At 60.9% G+C, this 24,980-nt stretch carries 22 protein-coding genes; 1 reads left to right on the forward strand and 21 read right to left on the reverse strand.

Going from position 1 to position 24,980, the window contains the following annotated elements:
- Window positions 1-24 precede the first annotated feature (24 nt).
- Complete coding sequence (locus tag PspCFBP13528_RS11435) at window positions 25-261, reverse strand: DUF6555 family protein (protein ID WP_065884944.1); 237 nt, start codon at window positions 259-261, stop codon at window positions 25-27.
- A 335-nt stretch (window positions 262-596) separates the two neighbouring features.
- Here PspCFBP13528_RS11435 and PspCFBP13528_RS11440 point away from each other — a divergent pair, with 335 nt between their 5' ends.
- Window positions 597-1,349, forward strand: a complete 753-nt coding sequence (locus tag PspCFBP13528_RS11440; protein WP_137200246.1) for an outer membrane beta-barrel protein — start codon at window positions 597-599, stop codon at window positions 1,347-1,349.
- Window positions 1,350-1,646: 297 nt separating this feature from the next.
- Here the strand turns inward: PspCFBP13528_RS11440 and nuoN are convergent, their stop codons facing one another.
- The 20 genes from nuoN to mnmA all read right to left on the reverse strand — a co-directional run bounded on the left by nuoN (window position 1,647) and on the right by mnmA (window position 24,950).
- Window positions 1,647-3,110, reverse strand: a complete 1,464-nt coding sequence (gene nuoN / locus PspCFBP13528_RS11445) for an NADH-quinone oxidoreductase subunit NuoN (RefSeq protein WP_137200247.1) — start codon at window positions 3,108-3,110, stop codon at window positions 1,647-1,649.
- Between the two features lie 7 nt (window positions 3,111-3,117).
- Window positions 3,118-4,650: an NADH-quinone oxidoreductase subunit M gene (gene nuoM / locus PspCFBP13528_RS11450; RefSeq protein WP_101220119.1), complete on the reverse strand. Its 1,533-nt coding sequence runs from the start codon at window positions 4,648-4,650 to the stop codon at window positions 3,118-3,120.
- A 48-nt stretch (window positions 4,651-4,698) separates the two neighbouring features.
- Window positions 4,699-6,552, reverse strand: coding sequence for an NADH-quinone oxidoreductase subunit L (gene nuoL / locus PspCFBP13528_RS11455; protein WP_137200248.1), 1,854 nt, complete (start codon window positions 6,550-6,552; stop codon window positions 4,699-4,701).
- Complete coding sequence (gene nuoK, locus PspCFBP13528_RS11460; protein ID WP_003174727.1) at window positions 6,549-6,857, reverse strand: NADH-quinone oxidoreductase subunit NuoK; 309 nt, start codon at window positions 6,855-6,857, stop codon at window positions 6,549-6,551. The genes nuoL and nuoK overlap by 4 nt, the downstream gene beginning before the upstream one ends.
- A 2-nt stretch (window positions 6,858-6,859) precedes the next feature.
- On the reverse strand, window positions 6,860-7,363 hold the full coding sequence (nuoJ, locus tag PspCFBP13528_RS11465) for an NADH-quinone oxidoreductase subunit J (protein WP_065894936.1): 504 nt from the start codon (window positions 7,361-7,363) through the stop codon (window positions 6,860-6,862).
- Between the two features lie 9 nt (window positions 7,364-7,372).
- A complete protein-coding gene (gene nuoI, locus PspCFBP13528_RS11470) occupies window positions 7,373-7,921 on the reverse strand; it encodes an NADH-quinone oxidoreductase subunit NuoI (protein WP_003174725.1) in 549 nt (182 codons plus the stop codon).
- Window positions 7,922-7,932: 11 nt separating this feature from the next.
- Complete coding sequence (gene nuoH, locus PspCFBP13528_RS11475; protein ID WP_003174724.1) at window positions 7,933-8,940, reverse strand: NADH-quinone oxidoreductase subunit NuoH; 1,008 nt, start codon at window positions 8,938-8,940, stop codon at window positions 7,933-7,935.
- Complete coding sequence (gene nuoG / locus PspCFBP13528_RS11480; RefSeq protein ID WP_065953134.1) at window positions 8,937-11,651, reverse strand: NADH-quinone oxidoreductase subunit NuoG; 2,715 nt, start codon at window positions 11,649-11,651, stop codon at window positions 8,937-8,939. Before nuoG ends, nuoH begins: the two co-directional genes overlap by 4 nt.
- 136 nt (window positions 11,652-11,787) lie before the next feature.
- Window positions 11,788-13,146, reverse strand: a complete 1,359-nt coding sequence (gene nuoF, locus PspCFBP13528_RS11485) for an NADH-quinone oxidoreductase subunit NuoF (RefSeq protein WP_057024316.1) — start codon at window positions 13,144-13,146, stop codon at window positions 11,788-11,790.
- Complete coding sequence (nuoE, locus tag PspCFBP13528_RS11490) at window positions 13,143-13,640, reverse strand: NADH-quinone oxidoreductase subunit NuoE (protein ID WP_003232080.1); 498 nt, start codon at window positions 13,638-13,640, stop codon at window positions 13,143-13,145. The genes nuoF and nuoE overlap by 4 nt, the downstream gene beginning before the upstream one ends.
- Window positions 13,641-13,642: 2 nt before the next feature.
- A complete protein-coding gene (gene nuoC / locus PspCFBP13528_RS11495) occupies window positions 13,643-15,427 on the reverse strand; it encodes an NADH-quinone oxidoreductase subunit C/D (RefSeq protein WP_137200249.1) in 1,785 nt (594 codons plus the stop codon).
- 72 nt (window positions 15,428-15,499) lie between these two features.
- Window positions 15,500-16,174: an NADH-quinone oxidoreductase subunit B gene (locus PspCFBP13528_RS11500; RefSeq protein ID WP_003174719.1), complete on the reverse strand. Its 675-nt coding sequence runs from the start codon at window positions 16,172-16,174 to the stop codon at window positions 15,500-15,502.
- A 10-nt stretch (window positions 16,175-16,184) separates the two neighbouring features.
- Window positions 16,185-16,598, reverse strand: coding sequence for an NADH-quinone oxidoreductase subunit A (locus PspCFBP13528_RS11505; RefSeq protein WP_003192109.1), 414 nt, complete (start codon window positions 16,596-16,598; stop codon window positions 16,185-16,187).
- Window positions 16,599-17,256: 658 nt separating this feature from the next.
- Window positions 17,257-18,582, reverse strand: a complete 1,326-nt coding sequence (gene aceA, locus PspCFBP13528_RS11510) for an isocitrate lyase (RefSeq protein WP_010458877.1) — start codon at window positions 18,580-18,582, stop codon at window positions 17,257-17,259.
- Window positions 18,583-19,075: 493 nt separating this feature from the next.
- The gene (locus tag PspCFBP13528_RS11515; RefSeq protein WP_065953136.1) at window positions 19,076-19,813 is read right to left on the reverse strand and encodes a secretin N-terminal domain-containing protein; all 738 of its coding nucleotides are present in this window, start codon (window positions 19,811-19,813) and stop codon (window positions 19,076-19,078) included.
- A gap of 230 nt (window positions 19,814-20,043) precedes the next feature.
- On the reverse strand, window positions 20,044-20,466 hold the full coding sequence (locus PspCFBP13528_RS11520) for a GNAT family N-acetyltransferase (protein ID WP_065953137.1): 423 nt from the start codon (window positions 20,464-20,466) through the stop codon (window positions 20,044-20,046).
- Window positions 20,459-21,625, reverse strand: a complete 1,167-nt coding sequence (locus PspCFBP13528_RS11525; protein WP_065953138.1) for a cupin domain-containing protein — start codon at window positions 21,623-21,625, stop codon at window positions 20,459-20,461. Before PspCFBP13528_RS11525 ends, PspCFBP13528_RS11520 begins: the two co-directional genes overlap by 8 nt.
- Window positions 21,626-21,709: 84 nt before the next feature.
- Window positions 21,710-23,080 (reverse strand): adenylosuccinate lyase, encoded by a 1,371-nt coding sequence (gene purB / locus PspCFBP13528_RS11530; RefSeq protein ID WP_065884957.1) that lies wholly within the window; start codon window positions 23,078-23,080, stop codon window positions 21,710-21,712.
- 125 nt (window positions 23,081-23,205) lie between these two features.
- Complete coding sequence (hflD, locus tag PspCFBP13528_RS11535) at window positions 23,206-23,829, reverse strand: high frequency lysogenization protein HflD (protein ID WP_065953139.1); 624 nt, start codon at window positions 23,827-23,829, stop codon at window positions 23,206-23,208.
- The gene (gene mnmA / locus PspCFBP13528_RS11540; protein ID WP_137200250.1) at window positions 23,826-24,950 is read right to left on the reverse strand and encodes a tRNA 2-thiouridine(34) synthase MnmA; all 1,125 of its coding nucleotides are present in this window, start codon (window positions 24,948-24,950) and stop codon (window positions 23,826-23,828) included. Before mnmA ends, hflD begins: the two co-directional genes overlap by 4 nt.
- Between the last annotated feature and the right edge of the window lie 30 nt (window positions 24,951-24,980).

The following is a 24,980-nucleotide window of genomic DNA, read 5'->3' on the forward strand; positions in this document are numbered from 1 at the left end:
GCCCCGCACTGTGCGGGGCTTTGTTTATTTTGGAGGGTTCCAGCTCACATCGGTGATGCCGTATTTTTCCGCCCAGGGCCGGGTGGTTTTTTTCACCTGTTCGTGCCCCACGCGGCCGATGCGGCTGACGTGCGCAATATCGGCATCGACGGCCGCCCAATGCCAGGCTTCGGTGCTGTTCATCACCTCGGCGCGCACTACAAAAGACTTGGGTTTACCGTGCAGCTGGTAGTTGATGGTGTAGATTTTTGCGGTACTCATGTTGCCTCCCTGTCTTGTTATAGATGGATAGGCAGCCACGCGTAAAGGTTCATTCAAAATGACAATTCGCACGGACGCGCGGCATAGTGACGCATTCAGTCCGCGCCCAGGGAACGCATCATGACGGTGCTCATCCATTCGGCTGCCGGATCATGCGCAATTGCGCAGGGTGCATGAGGGGGTGGTCAGGGCCGATTGCGAAAAGTCTTGAGTTAGAGCCTTCGCTGAACCGTTTTTTCTCCATTTTGGTGCAAATTCGTTCGAACTTTTTGCTGACGCCAATGTTCGAACCGATTCCTGAATACTTTGCCCACTCAAAAATGGAGATGTAAACGATGTCCAAACTATTCGGAAAATTCCTCAAGAACGCCTCGTGGCTGGCCCTCGTGGCGTCGCCAACCGTGGTGTTCGCTGCACCGTCGACCGACCCGATTTCCACTTTCGGGATCCTCGGCAGCTATAACGACTTCAAACTCGAAGGCGGTAGCGAGAGCGACAAGGACCACATGCCCGAGGCGGGCCTGTTCTACAACTTCGGTAATAAGCTTACCGCCGAATCCGGCTTCATCTACCAGGCCGGTATCGAAGCCAAGTACGGCGAAAAGAGCGATAACAAGCTCAAGGAAGGCCAGGCCGACCTCGATCTTGGCTGGCGCGCCGCGCTGGATGCGCGCAACTTCGTCGACGTGATCGTCGGCGGTGGCTACACCTGGACGCGTTATGAGCCGGACACCAACGGCTACGACCTGAAGCTCACCAACAAGTCACCGTTCGCCAAGGCTGCCCTGGGCTACAACCATCAGTTCGATGACATGACCCTGCGCGTTGAAGCCGGCGCCCGTCATACCATCGATGGCCGCGCCAAACTCAAGGTGGACGGCGTCGGCAGCGACAGCGTGGACCTCAAGGACCGCACCAACCCTTATGCCGAAGTCAGCCTGCTGATGAACCAGAAGGGCAACTTGCCGGTGATGGCGGGCTTGTACTACACCCGTACCGAATACAAGCTCGATGACGACTCCTATGTAGCCGACAACACCAAGCTCAAGCGTGATGAGTATGGTTTCAAGGTTGGTATCGCGTTCTGACGCCGTTGCACTGTAAAAAACGCCCCGAACATTCGGGGCGTTTTTTTTGGGGCTTTTGCAGCTCAGCCCAGAGCGGCAAGTTGCGCCACGGTCTCGGGAAAACGCGCTACCAGCCGTATCAGCCCGTTCAGGCGCCTTCGCGGGCAAGCCCGCTCGCACATTTGGAATGCATACCCCTGTGGGAGTGGGCTTGCCCGCGAAGACGATAGTGGTTGCACTGCATCTCTATTGTTTCCCTCTGAGACGCAAAAACGGCGCCCAAAGGCGCCGTTCTTTTTACTGCATCAACCTAAGCGATCAAACCCCCAGCACCGCATGCTGCACCAGGGTGAGCAACGGTTGCGGGTACACGCCCAGGAAGAACGCGAGCAGGGCGATGGCCAGCAGCATCACGCCACCGGCTTTCTGTTCCCAATGCAGCTCGGCATCCACACGGCGCAGGTTCGGCTCGATCAGGTACAGGGTGACCATCACGCGCAGGTAATAGAACACGCCGATGGCGCTGCCCAGTACCAGGGACGCCACCAACCACCACTCGTGGGCCTCGACGCCGGTGGCGACGATGTAGAACTTGCCGATAAAGCCGGCAGTCAGCGGGATACCCGCCAGGGACAGCATCATCACGGTCAGCACGGCGGTCAGGTACGGACGGCGCCAGAACAGGCCGCGGTATTCGTACAGGGCGTCGGCATCACGGCCCTTGTACGGCGAGGACATCAGCGTGATCACACCGAATGCGCCGAGGCTGGTGATCACGTAGGTGACCAGGTACACGCCGATGGCTTCCACGGCCAGGCCTTTGCTCGCCACCAGGGCGATCAGCAGGTAGCCGAAGTGGGCGATGGACGAATAACCCAGCAGACGCTTGAGATTGTTCTGGGTCAGCGCCAGCAGGTTGCCGAACAGGATCGACGCAATGGCGATCACGGTCAGCACATCGCTCAGCACGCCGGTGTTAGCCGCTGGCGAGATCTGGAACAGACGCACCATCACCGCAAACACAGCCACTTTCGACGCGGTAGCCAGGAACGCAGCCACCGGCGCCGGGGCGCCTTCGTACACGTCCGGGGTCCACAGGTGGAAGGGTACCAGCGACAGCTTGAACGCCAGGCCGATCAGCATCATCGCCAGGCCCAACTGGGCGATTGGCGCAGGGCTGTTGGTGGCGGCCAGGGCGTGGCCGATACCGGTGAAGCTCAGGCTGCCGGCTTCGGCGTAGAGCAGGGCCATACCGAACAACAGGAACGCGGAACCGGCGGCCGACAGCACCATGTATTTGATGCCGGCTTCCAGGGAGCGCTTGTTGAAGAAGGCATACGCCACCAGGCCGTAGGTCGGGATCGACAGCAGTTCCAGGCCGATGAACAGGCCGGCCAGGTGCTGTGCGCTGACCAGCACGATGCCACCGGCCGCAGCCAGCAGGATCAGCAGGTACAGCTCTTCCTTGTTGCCCGGGTAGCCAGTGCCGCCTTCGCCCAGGTAAGCGTGGGCGAGGGTGACGCAGGCCAGGGTCGCCACCAGGATCAGTGCGATGTACAGCAGGGCGAAGTCATCGACCATCATCAACGGCGTAACCGCCAGTGGCGCGACCTTGAGGGCCGGGATGATCGACAACAGTGCCAGGTTCAAACCGGCACAGGACAGCAGGAACGTTTGCGAATGATTGCGGCGCCAGGCGATCGCCAGCATCACCACCACAATGGTGAGGCTGGTGATCAGCAGCGGCGCAAGCGCGATAAAGTGTTGGATCGTGAATTCCATAGCGCTCTTACCGGGCCGAAGCGAGTTGAGAGAAGGCGGTGCCGAACCACTGCTGCACGCCATGCATCGTGGCGGCAGACGTGTCCAGGAACGGCTGCGGGTAAACGCCGATGTAGATCAGCAATACCGCAAGGCCGAGCACCATGATCAGTTCGCGCGCATCCATCCCTTGCAGGACAGTGTCGGACTTGGCCGGGCCGAAGTAGGCGCGGTGGATCATGATCAGCGAGTAGACCGAACCGAACACCAGGCCGGAGGTAGCAATCGCACTGATCCACGGCGTCTGCACGAAGGCACCCATCAGGATCAGGAACTCGCCGATGAAGTTACCGGTACCCGGCAAGCCCAGCGACGCGGCGGCGAAGAACAGGCTGATTGCCGGCAGGTAAGCGATGCGCGACCACACGCCACCCATTTCACGCATGTCACGGGTGTGCAGGCGCTCGTACAGCTGACCACTCAGGATAAACAGTGCAGCGGCCGAAACACCGTGGGCCAACATCTGGATCACGGCGCCTTGCAACGCCAGCTGGCTGCCGGAGTAGATGCCGATCAGCACGAAGCCCATGTGGGAAACGGACGAGAAGGCGATCAGACGCTTGATGTCGGTCTGTGCGAAGGCCAGGAACGCACCGTAGAAAATCCCGATCAGACCCAGGGTCATGGCGATCGGCGCGAACTCGGCCGACGCATTCGGGAACAGCGGCAGGGCGAAACGCAACAGGCCGTAGGCAGCGGTCTTCAGCAGGATACCGGCCAAGTCGACAGAACCGGCCGTCGGCGCCTGGGCGTGGGCGTCAGGCAACCAGGAGTGGAACGGCACCACCGGCAGCTTCACCGCGAACGCGATGAAGAAGCCCAGCATCAGCACGTACTCGGTGGTCAGCGACATCTTGGTTTTCAACAGGTCGGCGTAGTTGAACGTAATCACGCCCGTGCTGTTGAAGTTGACCAGTACCAGACCCAGGATCGCCACCAACATGATCAGGCCGGAAGCCTGGGTGAAGATGAAGAACTTGGTCGCCGCGTAGATCCGGGTTTTCTTGCCGTCCGAAGAACTGTGACCCCAGAGCGCGATGAGGAAGTACATCGGCACCAGCATCATTTCCCAGAAGAAGAAGAACATGAACAGGTCCAGCGCGAGGAACACGCCGACAACGCCGCCCAGGATCCACATCAGGTTCAGGTGGAAGAAGCCCACGTGACGCTGGATCTCTTTCCAGGAGCAGAGTACCGAGAGGATACCCAACAGGCCGGTCAGCAGGATCATCAACAGCGACAGGCCGTCGAGGGCCAGGTGCACGTTGATGCCGAAGCGCTGGATCCACACGTGCTTGAATTCAAGCGCGAAGGTTGGATCGGCACCCGGTGCCGGAGCAAATGAATAGTCGCCATGGGCCCACAGCCAGAGGCCGAGTGCGAGTTCAAGGGACATGGTCAGCAACGCAATCCAGCGGGGGAGGGTGGCGCCGAAGCGTTCACCCATCCAGCAGAGCAGGCCGCCGATAAAGGGGATCAGGATTAGCCAGGGCAGAATCATGACAGGCTCGTTTCCTTTCGCAAGTTTGCAAAGTTCAAAAGGTTCATGTCAGACGGCTACCACCACGATGGCGCCGATCACCAGCACGGCACCGACTGCCATGGACGCTGCATACCAACGCAACTGGCCCGTCTCGCTGCGGCTCAGGGCGGTGTGACCGGCCTTGGCGGCACGCGGGATCAGACCGATGGTCTGGTCGAGCGGGTCTTTACGCAGTAAATGGCTGATGGCGAGGTAAGGCTTGACGAACAGTTTGTCGTAGAGCCAATCGAAGCCCCAGGCAGCGAACCACCAGGCTGACAGGAAACGACCAATGCCACTGTTGGCAACGGCCGTCACGAAGCGACGCTTGCCGAGGAACAGCAGGGCCGCCAGCAGGATACCAGCGATGGCGATGGCGCCCGAGGCGATTTCCAGGCTGTGCTTGTCTGCGCCGCCGGCATGGCCGACGCTTTGCGGCAGTACACCGGCCAGTGGCGGAGTGATCAGCGCGCCGATGAAGGTCGACAGGATGATCAGCACCGACAATGGCAACCAATGCGAGATGCCGTGGCCTGCGTGTGCTTCGGTCTTGGCTTCACCGTGGAAGGTGATGAAGATCAGGCGGAAGGTGTACAGCGAGGTCATGAACGCGCCCACCAGGCCTGCGTACAGCAGGTTTTGGTTGCCGCTGGCAAAGGCTTCCCAGAGGATTTCGTCTTTCGAGTAGAAACCGGCGGTTACCAATGGCAGGGCTGCGAGCGCGGCACCACCGACGATGAAGCTGGCGTAGGCCAGTGGCAGCTTCTTCCACAGGCCACCCATCTTGAAGATGTTCTGCTCGTGGTGGCAGGCGACGATCACCGCACCGGAAGCAAGGAACAGCAGGGCCTTGAAGAAGGCGTGGGTCATCAGGTGGAAGATCGCTGCGTCCCAGGCGCCGACGCCTAGGGCCAGGAACATGTAGCCGATCTGGCTCATGGTCGAGTAGGCGAGGATACGCTTGATATCGGTCTGTACCAGTGCGGCGAAGCCGGCCAGCACCAGGGTCACGCCACCGACGATGCCTACAAGATGCAGGATATCCGGCGCCAGCGTGAACAGACCGTGGGTTCGGGCAATCAGGTAGACACCGGCAGTCACCATGGTCGCGGCGTGGATCAGTGCCGACACCGGGGTAGGACCGGCCATTGCATCCGCCAGCCAGGTTTGCAGCGGCAGTTGCGCGGATTTACCGACAGCGCCGCCCAGCAGCATCAGGGTCGCCAGGGTGATCCAGAAGTCGCCGACCTGGAATTTTTGCGGTGCCAGCACCAGCAGTTCCTGGATATTCAGCGTGCCTACCTGTTGGAACAGGATGAACAGGCCAATGGCCATGAACACGTCGCCGATACGGGTGACGATAAACGCCTTGAGCGCGGCGTTACCGTTGTTGCGGTTGCTGTAGTAGAAACCGATCAACAGGTACGAGCACAGGCCCACGCCTTCCCAGCCGAAGTACAGGAACAACAGGTTATCGCCCAGCACCAGGAACAGCATGCTGGCGATAAACAGGTTGGTGTACGAGAAGAAGCGCGAGTAGCCCGCTTCACCGCGCATGTACCAGGACGCGAACAGGTGGATCAGGAAGCCCACACCCACCACCACGCCGAGCATGGTGATCGACAGGCCGTCGACATAGAGGGCGAAGTTGGGCTTGAAGCCCTCCACCGACATCCACTGCCACAGCACCAGCGTGTAATGACCGCCTTCCGGGGGCGCGACGTTGAATTGCCAGATGACGTAGGCGGCCACGATCGCCGACAGGCCAATCGAGCCCACGCCGATCAGGGCCGAGAGGTTCTCCGACCAGCGTCCGCGAGAGAACGACAGCAGCAGGAAACCGATCAGGGGAAATACGAAAGTCAGAAAGATCATGTTCATCCGCGCATCTCACTGGCAGCGTCGATATCAAGCGTGTGGAAGCGACGATACAGTTGCAGCAGGATCGCCAGGCCAATGCTGGCCTCGGCGGCTGCCAGGCTGATCACCAGGATGAACATGACTTGTCCATCCGGCTGGCCCCAACGTGCACCCGCCACGATAAACGCCAGTGCCGCAGCGTTCATCATGATTTCCAGGCTCATCAACACGAACAGAATGTTACGGCGAACCATCAGGCCGACCAGGCCAAGGCAGAACAGGATGCCGGCGACCGCCAGACCATGCTCCAAAGGGATAGCAGGCATCGTCATTGCTCCTTGGCTTCGTTGCGGCCCAAGTGGAAGGCGGTGATGGCTGCGGCGAGCAGCAGCATCGAAGCCAGTTCGACCACCAGCAGGTACGGGCCGAACAGGCTGACGCCGACGGCTTTCGCGTCCACGGTGGTGTGGCCGATGGCCTGGCCGCTCTGGTGAGCGAACAGCACATACAGCAGTTCACCCAGCAGCAAGGCTGCGAGAATCACCGGGCCGAGCCAGATGCCGGGCTTGAGCCAGACGCGTTCCTGGGCGACCGAGGCCGGCCCCAGGTTGAGCATCATCACCACAAACACGAACAGCACCATGATGGCGCCGGCGTAGGCGATCACTTCCAGTACACCGGCGAACGGTGCGCCGAGGGCAAAGAAGGTCATGGCCACGGCGATCAGCGAAATGATCAGGTAGAGCAGGGCGTGCACGGGGTTGGTGTTGGTGATCACGCGAAGCGTGGACACCACTGCAATACCCGATGCGAAATAGAAAGCGAATTCCATCTTTCTTCCTTAAGGCAGCAAGCTCTTCACGTTGATCGGCTCGGCTTCGTTTTGTGCGGCGCCTTTGGGCTTACCGGCAACGGCCATACCTGCAACACGATAGAAGTTGTAATCAGGGTTTTTACCGGGACCAGAGATCAGCAGATCTTCTTTCTCGTACACCAGGTCCTGACGTTTGAACTCGGCCATCTCGAAATCCGGCGTGAGCTGGATCGCGGTGGTCGGGCAAGCTTCCTCGCAGAGGCCGCAGAAAATGCAGCGCGAGAAGTTGATGCGGAAGAAGTCCGGGTACCAGCGACCGTCTTCGGTTTCAGCTTTCTGCAGGGAGATGCAACCCACCGGGCACGCCACGGCGCACAGGTTGCAGGCTACGCAACGCTCTTCGCCATCGGGGTCGCGGGTCAGTACGATGCGGCCGCGATAGCGCGGCGGCAGGTACACCGCCTCTTCCGGGTATTGCAGGGTGTCGCGTTTGCGAAAGCCGTGACCGAACACCATCACCAGGCTTCGCAACTGGGTACCGGTACCCTTAACGATGTCGCCAATATATTTGAACATGGGTCAAATCCTCACTGAACCGCGGCAGCCGGCGTGTTCAACAACACGACGGCAGCCGTCACCAGCAAATTGATCAGGGTCAGCGGCAGGCAGAATCTCCAGCTGAAATCCATCACCTGGTCATAGCGCGGGCGCGGAATCGAGGCGCGCAGCAGGATGAACAGCATGATGAAGAACGCGGTCTTCAGGAAGAACCAGAAGAAGGCCAACTGCGGCAGGATGCCGAACGGGCCATGCCAGCCGCCGAAGAATAGCGTGACCAGCAGGGCCGAGATCAAGATGATGCCGATGTACTCACCGACGAAGAACATGCCCCACTTCATGCCGGCATATTCAATGTGGTAACCGTCGGCCAGTTCCTGTTCCGCTTCCGGCTGGTCGAAGGGGTGACGGTGCGTCACGGCCACGCCCGCGATGAAGAAGGTACAGAAGCCAAAGAACTGCGGAATGATGAACCACAGGTTCTGTGCCTGGTACTCGACGATATCGCGCATGTTGAACGAGCCAACCTGCACCACGATGCCCATCAGTGCCAAGCCCATGAACACTTCATAGGACACGGTTTGCGCCGAGGCCCGCAAGCTGCCCAGCAGGGCAAACTTGTTGTTGCTCGACCAACCGGCGAACAGCACCGCATACACCGACAGGCCGGCCATGGCAAAGAAGAACAGCAAGCCGATGTTCAAGTCCGCCACGCCCCAGGTCGGGGTGATCGGGATGATCGCGAAAGCGATCAGCAAGGCGCTCATGGCCACGACCGGCGCCAGGGTGAAGATCACCTTGTCGGCAAACGGCGGAGTCCAGTCTTCCTTGAAGAACATTTTCAGCATGTCGGCCGCGATCTGGAACATGCCGAACGGACCGACGCGGTTCGGACCGTAGCGGTCCTGCCACCAGCCCAGCAGGCGACGTTCGACGAAGCTGAGCAGGGCGCCTGCCACGACCACGGCCAACAGGATCACGATGGCCTTGACCACCGAGATGATCACGTCGATCACTTCAGGAGTGAACCAAGTCATTGCGCTGCCTCCTGCAGACCGTCAACGGTGTGGCCAAAGATCGCGGGAGGAATACCGGCGAGGCCTTTTGGCAGTGCAACCAGGCCGGCGCCCAGCTCATCGTTGATGCGCAGCGGCAGACGCAAGGTCTGGCCGGCTACGCTCAGGCTGAGCAGGGCACCGTCGTTGACGCCCAGGCGGTCGGCTTCGGACTTGGCCAGCGACACATAGGCGGCCGGAATGCGTTCTTGAACCGGCGCGGCCTTGGAAGAGGTCTCTTCGCTGCCGAACAGGTGGAAGAACGGCACGACCTGCCAGGTGCCCGGCGCCGGGTTGAACGGACGCGGTACCGCAGCAAACCAGTTCAGCGAGTCACCGGTGCTTTCGATCAGGCGGGTGCCCGGGTCGCCAGCGCGGATGTGACCCCCGACTTCGTCCTGGAACTTGTTCCAGGCCTGCGGCGAGTTCCAGCCCGGCGACCAGGCGAACGGCACCTGCTGACGCGGTTCGGCCGAACCCGAGTAACCTTCCATGGAGAAGGCGAACGCGGTGTCGATGTCTTGCGGGGTACGTGGCTCATGCACGCTGATGTCGGCGCGCATGGCGGTACGACCGGAATAACGCAACGGTTCACGCGCCAGTTTCAGACCCTTGATGCGGAACGCGGCGGACGGTGCAGCATCGACGATGCGTGCCAGTTGCGGCGCGCTCGCGGCGGTAGCAGCGGTGACGTGGTCGAGCTGGGTCCAGTCGATCGGCTGGTTCAGCAGGGTGGCGCGCAGGGCATGCAGCCAGCGCCAGCCTTCATGCACCAGGATGCTGGCGTCCATGTACTTCGGATCGAACACCTGGAAGAAACGCTGGGCGCGGCCTTCCTGGCTGACCAGGGTGCCGTCGCCTTCGGCGAAGCTGGCAGCCGGCAATACCAGGTGCGCACGCTCGCTGGTGGCGGTCTTCTGGTGGTCGGCAACGATCAGCACCTTGGCGGCGTTGAGCGCAGCGTCAACCTTGGCCGCAGCGGTGCGGGTGTACAGGTCGTTTTCCAGCACGACGATGGCGTCGGCATTGCCGTCGATCACCGCTTGCAGCGCGGCATCCACGGACTCGCCGCCGAGCATGGCCAGGCCGAGGCTGTTGGCTTCCGGCACGACCAGGCTGATGGAGCCGTTCTTGTCGCGCAGCTTCAGGGCCTTGGCGATGTTGGCGGCGGCTTCGATCAGCGCCTTGGAACCCAGGGAGGTCCCGGCAATGATCAATGGACGCTTGGCCGCCAGCAGGGCGTCGGCGATGCGTTGGGCCAGTTCCACGGCTTCAGTGTCCAGGCCTTCGACGGCCGGTGCGCTGGCGTCCAGGGCGTGGGCCACGGCGAAGCCGAGGCGGGCCAGGTCGTCCGGTGCGGCGTGGACGCATTCTTCGGCGATGTCGTCGAGCTTGGTTTCAGCCAGGGACGCGATAAACAGCGGGTTCAGCGCGTGCTGGCCGATGTTTTTCACCGCAGCGTCAAGCCACGGCTGTACGCGCATGGCGTCGGCCATTTCTTCGGCCTTGCCTTTGACCGATTGGCGCAGCGACAACGCGATACGTGCGGCGGTCTGGGTCAGGTCTTCACCGAGCACGAAGATCGCATCGTGATCTTCGATGTCGCGCATGTTCGGCACTGGCAGCGGGCTGTCGTTGAGCACTTGCAGGACCAGGCGGATGCGCTCCAGCTCGCCGGCTTCGATGCCGCTGTAAAAGTGCTCGGCGCCGACCAGTTCGCGCAACGCGAAGTTGCTTTCGAGGCTGGCCCGGGGCGAACCGATACCGACGATATTACGGCCGCGCAACAGGTCGGCGGCTTTATCCAGCGCCGCGTCCAGGCTCAGTTTGGCGCCATCGGCCAGCAGCGGCTGGCGTGGGCGGTCTTCGCGGTTGACGTAGCCATAGCCGAAACGGCCGCGGTCGCACAGGAAGTACTGGTTGACCGAACCGTTGAAGCGGTTTTCGATACGGCGCAGTTCACCGTAACGCTCGCCCGGGGAGATGTTGCAACCGCTGGAGCAGCCATGGCAGATGCTCGGGGCGAATTGCATGTCCCACTTGCGGTTGTAGCGCTCGGAGTGAGTCTTGTCGGTGAACACACCGGTCGGGCAGACCTCGGTGAGGTTGCCGGAGAATTCGCTCTCGAGCACGCCGTCTTCAACGCGACCGAAGTACACGTTGTCGTGGGCGCCAAATACGCCGAGGTCGGTGCCGCCGGCATAGTCTTTATAGAAGCGCACGCAGCGGTAGCAGGCGATGCAGCGGTTCATCTCGTGGGAAATGAACGGGCCGAGGTCCTGGTTCTGGTGGGTACGCTTGGTGAAGCGATAACGGCGCTCGTTGTGGCCGGTCATCACCGTCATGTCTTGCAGGTGGCAGTGACCGCCTTCCTCACAGACCGGGCAGTCGTGGGGGTGGTTGGTCATCAGCCATTCGACCACGCTGGCGCGGAACGCCTTGGATTCTTCATCGTCGATGGAGATCCAGGTGTTGTCGGTGGCTGGGGTCATGCACGACATGACGATACGACCACGGGTGTCGTTCTCGTCGGTGTATTGCTTGACCGCACACTGGCGACAGGCACCGACGCTACCAAGCGCGGGGTGCCAGCAGAAATACGGGATGTCGAGGCCGAGTGACAGACATGCCTGTAACAGGTTGTCCGCCCCATCGACTTCGAGCGCTTTGCCGTCTACGTGGATAGTGGCCATGGTTCAAAGTTCTTCGTTGGCCCGTTGTCAGCGGGCGTGGCTAATGGAATCTTGTTATTCATGTGCATCAACACAGCCATCAAGGCGTCTGCACATGAGAAAAACGAAGGGCACGGACCCTTCGCTTCTTTAAGCGCTACGCACCGACCATGGTCGGTGATACCACCTGAGTGAGTTCGCCCGCGCGGGTTGGCGCGATGCCGGCCTCGAATTCAGGGCGGAAGTATTTGATTGCGCTGCCCAATGGCTCCACGGCGCCCGGTGCGTGAGCACAGAAGGTCTTGCCTGGGCCGAGGAAACCCACCAGGCCGAGCAGGGTTTCGATATCACCCTCGCGGCCTTCGCCGTTTTCCAGGGCCATCAGCAACTTGACGCTCCACGGCAGGCCGTCGCGGCAAGGGGTGCAGAAACCGCAGGATTCACGGGCAAAGAATTGCTCCATGTTGCGCAGCAACGAGACCATGTTCACCGTGTTGTCGACCGCCATCGCCAGGCCGGTGCCCATCCGGGTGCCCACCTTGCCGATGCCGCCGGCATACATTTGTGCATCGAGGTGCTCGGGCAGCAGGAAGCCGGTGCCCGCGCCGCCTGGCTGCCAGGCTTTCAAGGTGTAGCCGTCGCGCATGCCGCCGGCGTAGTCCTCGAACAGCTCGCGCGCGGTGACGCCGAATGGCAGTTCCCACAGGCCCGGGTTCTTGACCTTGCCGGAGAAGCCCATGAGCTTGGTGCCCATGTCTTCACTGCCTTCACGGGCCAACGATTTGTACCAGTCCACGCCGTCGGCGATGATCGCCGGCACGTTGCACAGGGTCTCGACGTTGTTCACACAGGTCGGCTTGCCCCACACGCCGACGGCGGCAGGGAAGGGCGGCTTGGAGCGCGGGTTGGCGCGGCGGCCTTCGAGGGAGTTGATCAGTGCGGTTTCTTCACCGCAGATGTAACGCCCGGCGCCGGTGTGCACAAACAGCTCGAAGTCGAAGCCCGAACCCAGGATGTTCTTGCCCAGCAGGCCCGCCGCCTTGGCTTCGGCCACGGCACGGTTGAGGTGCTTGGCGGCGGTGGTGTATTCGCCACGCAGGAAGATATAACCCCGGTAGGTTTTCAGCGCGCGTGCGCTGATCAGCATGCCTTCGATCAGCAGATGGGGCAGTTGCTCCATCAGCATGCGGTCTTTCCAGGTGTTGGGCTCCATTTCATCCGCGTTGCATAGCAGGTAGCGGATGTTGATGGATTCGTCTTTGGGCATCAGGCCCCACTTCACGCCCGTGGGGAAGCCTGCACCGCCGCGGCCTTTGAGGCCGGCGTCCTTGACGGTCTGGACGATATCGTCCTGGGCCATGTCGGCGAACGCCTTGCGCGCGGCGGCGTAGCCGTTCTTGGCCTGGTATTCGTCGAGCCATACCGGCTCACCGTCGTCACGCAGGCGCCAGGTCAGCGGGTGGGTCTCGGCCGAACGCTTGATCAGGTTGGCCGGGCCGAAGGAAGTCAGGGTCATGGGTAGCCCTCGAGCAATTGGGTCACGCCAGCAGGCTGTACGTCACCGAATGTGTCGTCGTCGATCATCAACGCCGGCGCCTTGTCGCAGTTGCCCAGGCAGCACACCGGCAGCAGCGTGAAGCGGCCGTCGGCGGTGGTCTGGCCCAGGCCGATGCCCAGCTTGGCCTGGATCTCGCTGACCACGGACTCGTGGCCACCGATGTAGCAGACCATGCTGTCGCACACGCGGATGATGTGGCGGCCCACTGGCTGGCGGAAGATCTGGCTGTAGAACGTCGCCACGCCTTCAACGTCGCTGGCGGGGATGCCGAGGATCTCGCCGATGGCGTAGAGGGCGCCGTCCGGCACCCAGCCACGTTCCTTCTGGACGATCTTCAAGGCCTCGATCGACGCCGCGCGCGGGTCTTCGTAGTGATGCAGCTCGTGCTCGATGGCGGAGCGCTCGGTTTCACTCAAGGTGAAACGGTCTGTCTGGATAAGCGTGCTGTTCATGCTTAGCGGTCCACGTCGGCCATAACGAAATCGATACTACCCAGGTACGCAATCAAGTCCGCGACCATCTCGCCTTTGATCACCGAAGGGATCTGTTGCAAGTGCGGGAAGCTTGGGGTGCGAATCCGGGTGCGGTAGCTCATGGTGCCGCCATCGCTCGTCAGGTAATAACTGTTGATGCCCTTGGTCGCTTCAATCATCTGGAAGGACTCGTTGGCCGGCATCACCGGGCCCCACGAGACTTGCAGGAAGTGCGTGATCAGGGTTTCGATGTGCTGCAGCGTGCGCTCTTTGGGCGGCGGCGTGGTCAGCGGGTGATCCGCCTTGTACGGGCCGGCCGGCATGTTGCGCATGCACTGCTCGATGATCTTCAGGCTCTGGCGCATTTCTTCGACGCGCACGATGCAACGGTCGTAGGCGTCGCCATTGGCCGCCAGCGGGACTTCGAATTCGAAGTTCTCGTAGCCGGAGTACGGGCGCGCTTTACGCAGGTCGAAATCGCAGCCGGTCGAACGCAGGCCGGCACCGGTGACGCCCCATTCCAGGGCCTCTTTGGTGTTGTATTGCGCGACGCCGATGGTACGCCCCTTGAGGATGCTGTTATCCAGGGCGGCCTTCTGGTACTCGTCCAGACGCTTGGGCATCCAGTCGATGAATTCCTTGACCAGGCGCTCCCAGCCGTTCGGCAGGTCGTGGGCCACACCGCCAATGCGGTACCAGGCCGGATGCAGGCGGAAACCGGTGATGGCTTCGATGACCTTGTAGGCGCGCTGGCGGTCGGTGAAGGTGAAGAACACCGGGGTCATGGCGCCAACGTCCTGGATATAGGTACCCAGGAACAGCAGGTGGCTGGTGATACGGAAGAACTCGGCCATCATGATGCGGATGGTGTCGACGCGGTCCGGTACCTTGATGCCGGCCAGCTTCTCGACCGAGAGCACGTACGGCAGGTTGTTCATCACGCCGCCGAGGTAGTCGATACGGTCGGTGTAGGGAATGAAGCTGTGCCACGACTGACGTTCGGCCATCTTCTCGGCACCACGGTGGTGGTAGCCGATGTCCGGCACGCAGTCGACGATTTCTTCGCCGTCCAGTTGCAGGATGATACGGAAGGCACCGTGGGCCGAAGGGTGGTTCGGGCCCAGGTTGAGGAACATGTAGTCCTCGTTGGTGCCGGAGCGCTTCATGCCCCAGTCTTCCGGGCGGAAGCGTGCGGCCTCTTCTTCAAGCTGCTGCTTGGCGAGGGTCAGGCTGAACGGGTCGAATTCGGTGGCGCGGGCAGGGTAGTCCTTGCGCAGCGGGTGACCTTCCCAGGTCGGCGGCATCATGATGCGCGTCAGGTGCGGGTGGCCTGGGAAATCGATACCGAACATGTCCCAGACTTCGCGCTCGTACCAGCTGGCGTTCGGCCAGATACCGGTCACGGTCGGGACGCTCAGGTCGCTCTCGCTCAGCGCGACCTTGATCATCACGTCGCTGTTACGTTCCAGCGACATCAAGTGATAGAACACGGTGAAATCGGCGCCGCTCGGCAAACCCTGGCGCTTGGTGCGCAGACGCTCGTCCACGCCATGCAGGTCATAGAGCATGACGTACGGCTTGGGCAGATTGCGCAGGAAGCTCAGGACTTCGACGAACCTGGCACGCGCCACCCACAGCACCGGCATACCGGTGCGTGTGGCCTGGGCGGTGAAGGCATCAGGGCCAAAACGGTTATTGAGTTCGACAACCACATCCTGGTCGTCTGCCTTGTAAGGCGGGATATACAGAGCACTGCCTGTAGTCATGGTTTTTTATCGCTTTCGGTCAACGTAAAGAATGAAGCCAGGTTTTCGTTCTATAAAAAGAAGCGGGCTGGATCAGACTTCGTCGGGGCTGCGCAGGTTGGTGACTGCGATTCGCTGTTCGCGGCGCTGTTCCTTTTGGGACGGCATCTCGGCGCGGTACACGCCTTGATCACCGACGACCCAGGACAACGGGCGACGCTCCTTGCCAATCGATTCCTGCAACAGCATCAAGCCTTGCAGGAATGCTTCGGGGCGGGGCGGGCAGCCAGGCACGTAGACGTCCACGGGCAGGAACTTGTCCACCCCTTGAACGACGGAGTAGATGTCGTACATGCCACCGGAGTTGGCGCACGAACCCATGGAGATCACCCATTTCGGTTCGAGCATTTGCTCATAGAGACGCTGGATGATCGGCGCCATCTTGATAAAGCAGGTACCGGCGATAACCATGAAATCCGCCTGGCGCGGTGATGCCCGGATAACTTCGGCGCCAAAGCGCGCGATGTCGTGGGGCGCCGTGAAGGCGGTGGTCATTTCCACGTAGCAGCACGAAAGGCCGAAGTTGTACGGCCACAGGGAGTTCTTACGCCCCCAGTTGACCGCGCCACTCAGCACGTCTTCCAGCTTGCCCATGTAGATGTTCTTGTGGACTTGGTCTTCTAACGGATCGGAAACGGTTTCCCGCTCGCCGATGGGGTACTGCTCGTTAGGAGCATCCGGGTCGATCCTGGTGAGATTGTATTGCATCGCCAAAGCCTCATTGTTTCAGCTTCGCTTGCCGCTTGCGACGAGCTTCCGGAGCCCAGTCAAGGGCGCCCACTCGGAACAGGTAGACAAGACCTGCCAACAGAATTGCTATGAAAACGAGAGCTTCGACGAATCCGGTCCAGCCGCTTTCGCGGACGGACACAGACCAGGCAAAGAGAAAGAGGGCTTCGATATCGAAGATCACGAAGAGCATCGCGACCAGATAGAATTTGGCTGAGAGCCGCAAGCGGGCGCCACCTGTAGGTAGCATGCCGGACTCGAACGGTTCGTTTTTGCTGCGGCCCCAGGCTTTTGACCCGAGGAGGCTGGAGACGCCGAGCATGAAGGCGCAAAGCCCCACAACACCGAGGAGGAAAATGGCAAAGCCCCAGTTGTGGGCCATGAGTCCTGTCGCATCGGTCATGCTGGAAATCCTTAACAGAGAGCAAAGGTCTCTGAGCTCGAAAAAGTAACGATGCAGTGACGATATGTCGCACTGCAATCAATCGCGGTGATTTTATGGCTAAACACCGGGCAAGTAAAATTCCTGTGGCGAAATTATTCGGTGGAATAAGCACATAGTGCACCTTAATGGGGCTGTAGCCCTTGCAGCGCGGGCATTAGCGGGCTTTTTATCAAATGTGTTTTGTTTAAGCGGTAACGAAGTTTTCTCATTCCAAATGATAATGAATATTGTTTGCGTGGGGTTTAAGCGAATGTTTCTCGTGTAGCGCGGGAAGTTGCCGTTACTTGGTTGAGTGTCGCTTAGTTGATGGAGCGGATTTTTTAACTGATTTGATCCGGGCAGATACCGCTCTGGATCAATGTTTTGCGCACAATCGTCAAATTGCATGCAATCCCCTGTGAGCGGGGGCTTGCCCCCCCGATTGCCGAGTGTCAGTCAGCACATCTGTTGCTTGATCCACCGCCATCGGGGGGCAAGCCCCCTCCCACATTGGTTCGGGGTGCGTCAGTACATGGTGTGCAGGCAAAAAAACGCCCCGAACCAGTCGGGGCGTGATGGGTGTGCGGCACTGCGGTTAGGTCTTCCCTGGGGCCGCAGTGGCCGTGTACTCGGTCACTCAGTGGAACTGCTCTTCCTCGGTCGAACCGGTCAGCGCGGTCACGGACGAGGTGCCGCCCTGGATCACGGTGGTCATGTCGTCGAAGTAGCCGGTGCCCACTTCCTGCTGGTGCGCCACGAAGGTGTAACCCTTCGATGCGTCAGCAAACTCTTGCTCTTGCAGCTTCACGTAGGCGGTCATGTCGTTGCGGGCGTAGTCGTGCGCCAGGTTGAACATGCTGTGCCACATGTTGTGAATGCCGGCCAGGGTGATGAACTGGTGCTTGTAGCCCATGGCGGACAGTTCGCGCTGGAACTTGGCGATGGTCGCGTCGTCCAGGTTCTTCTTCCAGTTGAAGGAAGGCGAGCAGTTGTAGGACAGCAGTTGGTCCGGGTATTCCTTCTTGATCGCTTCGGCGAAACGGCGGGCTTCGTCCAGGTCCGGCTTGGCGGTTTCGCACCAGATCAGGTCGGCGTACGGCGCGTAGGCCAGGCCACGGGCGATCGCCTGGTCGAGACCGGCGCGCACTTTGTAGAAACCTTCCTGGGTGCGTTCGCCGGTGACGAATGGCTGGTCGTACGGGTCGCAGTCCGATGTCAGCAGGTCAGCGGCGTTGGCATCGGTGCGCGCCAGGATGATGGTTGGCGTGCCGGCAACGTCGGCCGCCAAGCGGGCAGCGGTGAGTTTCTGTACGGCTTCCTGGGTCGGAACCAGTACTTTGCCGCCCATGTGGCCGCATTTTTTCACCGAAGCCAGCTGGTCTTCGAAGTGCACGCCGGCAGCGCCCGCCTCGATCATGCTCTTCATCAGCTCGTAGGCGTTGAGCACGCCGCCGAAACCGGCTTCGGCGTCGGCCACGATAGGGGCGAAGTAGTCGATGTAGCCTTCATCGCCCGGACCTTTGCCGGCTTTCCACTGGATCTGGTCGGCACGACGGAACGAGTTGTTGATGCGCTTGACCACGGTCGGCACGGAGTCCACCGGGTACAGCGATTGGTCGGGGTACATGGATTCAGCGGAGTTGTTGTCCGCTGCCACTTGCCAGCCGGACAGGTAGATCGCCTGGATACCGGCTTTCACCTGTTGCACTGCCTGGCCGCCAGTGAGGGCGCCCATGCAGTTGACGAAATCTTTGTCGGGGCGGAAGGACGGCTTGGCACCTTGGGTGACCAGGTTCCACAGCTTCTCGGCGCCGAGTTTTGCAAAGGTGTGCTCAGGTTGGACCGAGCCACGCAGGCGGACGACGTCAGCAGCGGAATAAGCGCGGGTCACGCCTTTCCAGCGTGGGTTTTCAGCCCAGTCTTTTTCAAGGGCTGCAATTTGCTGTTCGCGTGTCAGTGCCATGGGGAAAAACCTCGTCGCATAGGTCTAGGTGGAAAATTCCATTTGCCAGCCGCGTAATGAGTACGTGGTGATGGCTGCTCGCTGACCAGAAGCTCAGGCGGTCAAGCCGGGTTCGGCGGGGAGGGCGACGGGATGAACGATGGCTCAAGGCGGAGTTGAGCAGGTAAGGGCAAACTGCGAACGGTCTTCGGGCATCGTGGGCCTTGGTACGATCCATCAGTGTGTAGCCGGGTTACCTGGTTGGCTTCCGTCCCTCGGGACAACTTCGTTCCAGTCGCAACCTCGTCAAACACACCTTGTGGGCGGTACAGACACGAATCGGCTCAGGTGGGTAGCTTGGAGCGACGATCCGAAGGCCCTTGCCAGGGCCCCTGATTAGCGGGAGCGAGGCCATCATGCCCATGCTTTTTTGGATCGTCAATTGGTTTGTAGTGCTTTTTTTAAAGCACTACATCTTTGGTCTAATACGACTCGCCAGTCAGTTTTTGGTGCTTCAGTTCAGCGTGTCGACCTTGACCCGCACCGTCAGGTCATCGCGGCCCTGAGTAGAGTAGCTGCGGGTTGTAGCGGATTTATCAGCCTGGGTCTCACGGTTGATGCCAGCCAGGGAGATCCATTCGCCCAGGCGGCCACTGACGCTTGTGTCGGTGCTTTGCACGTTCACTACATCAGGCCGTTCCTGGCTCATGCGGTCACGGTTGGTACTGATGGCCAGGTGAACGGTCTCGCCGGTGACGCTGGCGGTCACGTAGAAACCCTGGGTGACGTTGCGATACTGGGTCTGGTTCTGCAGGCGCCCGTAACTGTCCTGCTGCGTGGTGGTCAGCGGTACGCTCTGGCCGACCTGGATCAGCGCGGGCACGCCTTCGCTGGCCTGGATCTGCTGAATGCCACCCTCGCGGCTGGTGGTGCCGTAGCTGATGATACGGGTCTGGCTGTCGCCGCTGTTCTGCTGGTTGTTTTCGTTGGTGTCGACGGTGATCAGCAGGCGCTTGGCCGGTGTGTCGAGTTGAGAAAGCAGGGTGCGCAAGCCCTCTATCTTCGCAGGGTCGGCGTTAACGATAAGCTGGTTGCCGTAGGCACTGACGGTGCCATCCTTGCCGATGAAGTTCTGCGCCACGGGCAGCAGGTCGGTGCTGGTGCGGTTGCTCAGGTTGACCACTTCGGTGTCGGCCACGGCCGAGACGCTGGCAGCCAGGAGGAGGGCGGTGAGCAGGGTGCGTAGGGACATGTCCGTTATCTCTGCGAGTCAAAGGCTGGATAGTGCCAGTTTGTCGGCCCGGCGGGTCGCAAGTTGAATACTAGACAGCAAAATGCCCTGGCAAGGCAGGGCATTTTGGGGGGGTGCTGAAATAGTCATCGGGGGCAAGCCCCCTCCCACATTTTGACCAAGTAAATTCCTCGGAATGCGGTCAAGTGTGGGAGGGGGCTTGCCCCCGATAGCGGCGATGCGGTCTCGGATCAGTCCCCCCGTACCATATCCACATGCGGAATCCCGACTTCCAGGAATTCGTCACTGACGATCCTGAAGCCCAGGCGCTCGTAGAACGGCGCCGCATACACCTGGGCACTGAGGAATTGCCGGGTCTGGCCGCGCTTCTCGGCCACGCCGATCACCGCCTCCATCAGCTTGTCGCCGACCTTCAGCCCGCGCCAGTCCTTGAGTACCGACACGCGACCGATTTCGCCGCTGGGCAGCAGCCGAGCGGTGCCGATCGGGAAATCACCTTCGAACGCCAGAAAGTGCATCGCACCGGCGTCGTCCGCGTCCCATTCCAGCTCGGGTGGAACCGATTGTTCAGCGATGAATACCGCTTCACGAATGCGCCGAATCTCGTCGATATCCTTTCGCCAGTCCGCGACACTTACGTGAATCCTATTCATCCGCAAACCCCAGGCTGCCTTGCTTGACCAATTCGCACAGCAGGTCGCGGCCGTCTTCGTCCGCTAGCCAATCGCCGAGGTTCTCGCTGTGCAGGGCGTCTGCCGAACACACCAGTTTCAACAGTTCGCGCAGTTTGCCCGGCAGGTAACGGCTCTGGCCGCTGGCGAACAGCAACACGTCGTCGTCCACTTCCGACCAGGCCAGGCGTGCACTCGGGTTGCGTACCAGGATTGCGCCGTCTTGCAGGCTGCTGATGAAGTCGTCCTCGCCCAGCTCTTCGCCTGCCACCAGCTCCGGGTAGCGCGGTTCGGTCATGAACTGGCCGAACCAGGTCAGCAGCATGCGCTCGTCGCTCATGTGCTCGGCCAGCAGGCTCTTGAGGCGATCCAGCGCATCGCTTTGAATCTGATGCGGGTCGCTGACCGGCTGGGCGTCGGCGTCGGTGTAGCGCTCTTCGTCGGTCAGGTACTGGCTGAGGAAGTCGGTGAAGTGGGTCAGCACCTCGGCGGCGCTCGGTGCGCGGAAGCCTACCGAGTAGGTCATGCAGTCGTCTTCGGCAATGCCGAAGTGCGCCAGGCGCGGCGGCAGGTACAGCATGTCGCCCGGCTCAAGCACCCATTCGGCGCTTTCTTCGAATTCGGCGAGGATGCGCAAGTCGGCGTGCTGCAGCAGCGCACTTTCAGAATTGCACATCTGGCCGATTTTCCAGTTGCGCTTGCCCTGGGCTTGCAGCAGGAACACATCGTAGTTGTCGAAGTGCGGACCGACGCTGCCACCCGGCGCGGCGAAGCTGATCATCACATCATCGATGCGCCAGCTTGGCAGGAAGCGGAAGTGCTCGAGCAGCTCGGCGACTTCCGGCACGAACTGATCCACTGCCTGTACCAGCAGGGTCCATTCACGCTCGGGCAGGGTGCTGAAGGCGTCTTCGGCGAACGGGCCGCGACGCAGTTCCCACGGACGTTCGCCGTGTTCGATCACCAGGCGCGACTCGACTTCTTCTTCCAGGGCCAGGCCTGCCAGTTCGTCGGCGTCGATCGGGCTTTCGAAGTCGGGGATGGCCTGGCGGATCAGCAGCGGTTTCTTCTGCCAGTAGTCGCGCAGGAATTCCCGTGCCGTGATGCCGCCCAGAAGTTGAAGAGGGATATCAGGATTCATGTGTAACCTATTGAAAAAAAGCACTTTTAAGCCAGGAATAAAAACGCCCGGCGCGGCCGGGCGTCTCAAAGGGTCGTGCGATGATCAGATGCGCTTGGCTTGCTCTACAGCGTTACCGATGTAGTTGGCCGGGGTGAGCAGTTTCAACTCGGCCTTGGCGGCGGCTGGCATGTCCAGGCCGTCGATGAAAGTTTGCAGCGCATCGGAGGTGATGCCCTTGCCGCGCGTCAACTCTTTGAGCTTCTCGTAAGGGTTTTCGATGTTGTAGCGGCGCATCACGGTCTGGATCGGCTCAGCCAGGACTTCCCAGCAGGCATCCAGGTCGGCGGCGATTTTCTGCTCGTTGAGCTCCAGCTTGCTGATGCCCTTGAGGCTGGCTTCGTACGCGATCACGCTATGGGCAAAACCCACGCCGAGGTTGCGCAGCACGGTGGAGTCGGTCAGGTCACGCTGCCAGCGCGAAATCGGCAACTTGCTGGCCAGGTGCTGGAACAGGGCGTTGGCGATGCCGAGGTTGCCTTCGGAGTTTTCGAAGTCGATCGGGTTGACCTTGTGCGGCATGGTCGAGGAGCCGATTTCACCGGCAATGGTGCGCTGCTTGAAGTAGCCCAGGGAGATGTAGCCCCAGATATCGCGATCGAAGTCGATCAGGATCGTGTTGAAGCGTGCGATCGCGTCGAACAGCTCGGCAATGTAGTCGTGCGGTTCGATCTGCGTGGTGTACGGGTTGAAGCCCAGGCCCAGCTCGTCTTCGATGAAGGCGCGGGCGTTGGCTTCCCAGTCGATCTCGGGGTAGGCCGACAGGTGGGCGTTGTAGTTGCCCACGGCGCCGTTGATCTTGCCCAGCAGCGGCACGGCGGCGACCTGAGCGATCTGGCGCTCCAGGCGGTACACCACGTTGGCCAGTTCTTTGCCCAGGGTGGTCGGCGATGCCGGCTGGCCGTGGGTGCGCGAGAGCATCGGTACGGCGGCGAAGCGGATGGCCAGTTCGCGGATCGCTTCGGCGGTCTGGCGCATCAGTGGCAGCATCACGTCATCACGGCCTTCGCGCAGCATCAGGGCGTGGGACAGGTTGTTGATGTCCTCGCTGGTGCAGGCAAAGTGGATGAATTCGCTGACCTGGGCCAGTTCCGGCAGCTTGGCCGCTTGCTCTTTGAGCAGGTATTCGATGGCCTTGACGTCGTGGTTGGTGGTGCGCTCGATCTCTTTCACACGCTCGGCGTGCTCCAGGGAGAAGTTTTCCGCCAAGGTGTTCAAGACAGCGTTGGCCTCGGCGGAAAACGCCGGCACTTCGCTGATGGCGGGGTGAGCGGCCAGGCGCTGGAGCCAGCGCACTTCAACCAGGACACGAGCACGGATCAAACCGTATTCGCTGAAAATAGGGCGCAGGGCCTGGGTTTTGCCGGCGTAGCGGCCGTCAACAGGGGAAACCGCAGTGAGCGAAGAAAGCTGCATGGGGTGTTCTCGGACAGTCGGGCAACGAAATGGGGCGCGTATCATACATGAAAAAATCCGCCGGTCCGTCGCCAACTGACCGGCGTATTACGCGTAACAACTTGAAAAAGGTCTGCTGGTGCGACTTATTCGTTGCGCATCAACGGGTAAAGCTCTTTGAGCAATTTGCGTCGGCTGATCACCAACTGCCAACGATGACCGCCCAACTGGCGCCACAATCGTGCCGAACGAATCCCCGCCAGGAGCAGGGCGCGGATTTTCGAGGCGTTGTTCGGTTGCTGCAGGTTGCGCATGTCGCCGTGCACCTGGATGCGCTGGCGCAAGGTGCTCAAGGTGTCCTGGTACAGCGCGCCACAGGCGGCGATCACGTTTTCGTGGGCCGGGCCAAAATGTTCTACCTGGGATTGGATCTGCGGCAGACGCTTGCCGATGGTTTCGAGCAGGTCGTCGCGCTTGGCCAGCTGACGCTCCAGGCCCAGCATCGACAGGGCATAGCGCAAGGGTTCGCGCTGCAAGGTGCTGGGGTCGCGTTCCAGGGCGCCGATCAAGGCCCGGTAGCCTTCACGCAAGGCCAGGTCGTCGCCGCCGTAGACTTCCAGGGTGTCCTTGGGGTCGCGGATCAACAGGCTGCCGAGCATGCAGGCCAAGCCCGCTTCGGTGACCTGGCCGGTCTTGGCGATCTTGTCCACCAGCACGGCGGCCAGAAATACCCCGCCCAGCGCAGTCAATTGCTCCTGGGTCGGGCTCATGCCGGGTTGCTCCAGGCTTGCGCAACTTCGATCACGCCACCGCCCAGGCAGATTTCGCCGTCATAGAACACCACGGATTGGCCTGGGGTGACCGCGCGTTGCGGGTCATCGAAGGTGGTCCGGTAACCCGTGGCGGTTTTTTCCAGGGTGCACGGCTGGTCGCTCTGGCGATAGCGCACTTTGGCGGTCAGGCGGCGAGGGGCGCTCAAGTCGATCGGGTTGACCCAATAGATCTCCGAGGCAAGCAGCGCGCCAGAGAACAGCAGCGGGTGTTCGTTGCCCTGGCCGACGATCAGCACGTTGTTTTCCAGGTCCTTGACCAGCACGTACCACGGCTCTTCACCGGCGTCTTTCAAGCCGCCAATGCCCAGGCCCTGGCGCTGGCCGATGGTGTGGTACATCAGGCCGTGGTGGCGGCCGATCACTTCGCCATCAGTGGTCTTGATCTCACCCGGTTGGGCCGGCAGGTACTGCTTGAGGAAGTCGCTGAAGCGGCGCTCGCCGATAAAGCAGATGCCGGTAGAGTCCTTCTTCTTGGCGGTGGCCAGGCCGTGTTTCTCGGCGATCCTGCGCACTTCGGGCTTTTCCAGCTCACCGACCGGGAACAGGGTCTTGGCGATCTGTTCACCGCCGACGGCGTGCAGGAAGTAGCTCTGGTCCTTGTTCGGGTCCAGGCCCTTGAGCAGTTCGGTACGGCCATCGCTATCGCGGCGGCGTACGTAGTGGCCAGTGGCAATCAGGTCGCCGCCAAGCATCATGGCGTAGTCGAGGAACGCCTTGAACTTGATCTCGCGGTTGCACAGGATGTCCGGGTTCGGCGTGCGGCCGGCCTTGTATTCGGCCAGGAAGTGCTCGAACACATTGTCCCAGTACTCGGCGGCGAAGTTGGCGGTGTGCAGCTTGATACCGATCTTGTCGCACACGGCCTGGGCGTCCGCCAGGTCGTCCATGGCGGTGCAATATTCCGTTCCATCGTCTTCTTCCCAGTTCTTCATGAACAGGCCTTCCACCTCATAACCCTGCTCCATGAGCAGAACGGCGGAAACGGAAGAATCCACGCCGCCGGACATGCCGACGATGACGCGCTTCTTTTGTGTGTCAGAAGGGGCTGGATCACGCATAGGGTTTCAACGGGTGTCTTGAAAAAGGAC

Source organism: Pseudomonas sp. CFBP13528 (genome assembly GCF_005233615.1).
Classification (GTDB): domain Bacteria; phylum Pseudomonadota; class Gammaproteobacteria; order Pseudomonadales; family Pseudomonadaceae; genus Aquipseudomonas; species Aquipseudomonas fluorescens_AM.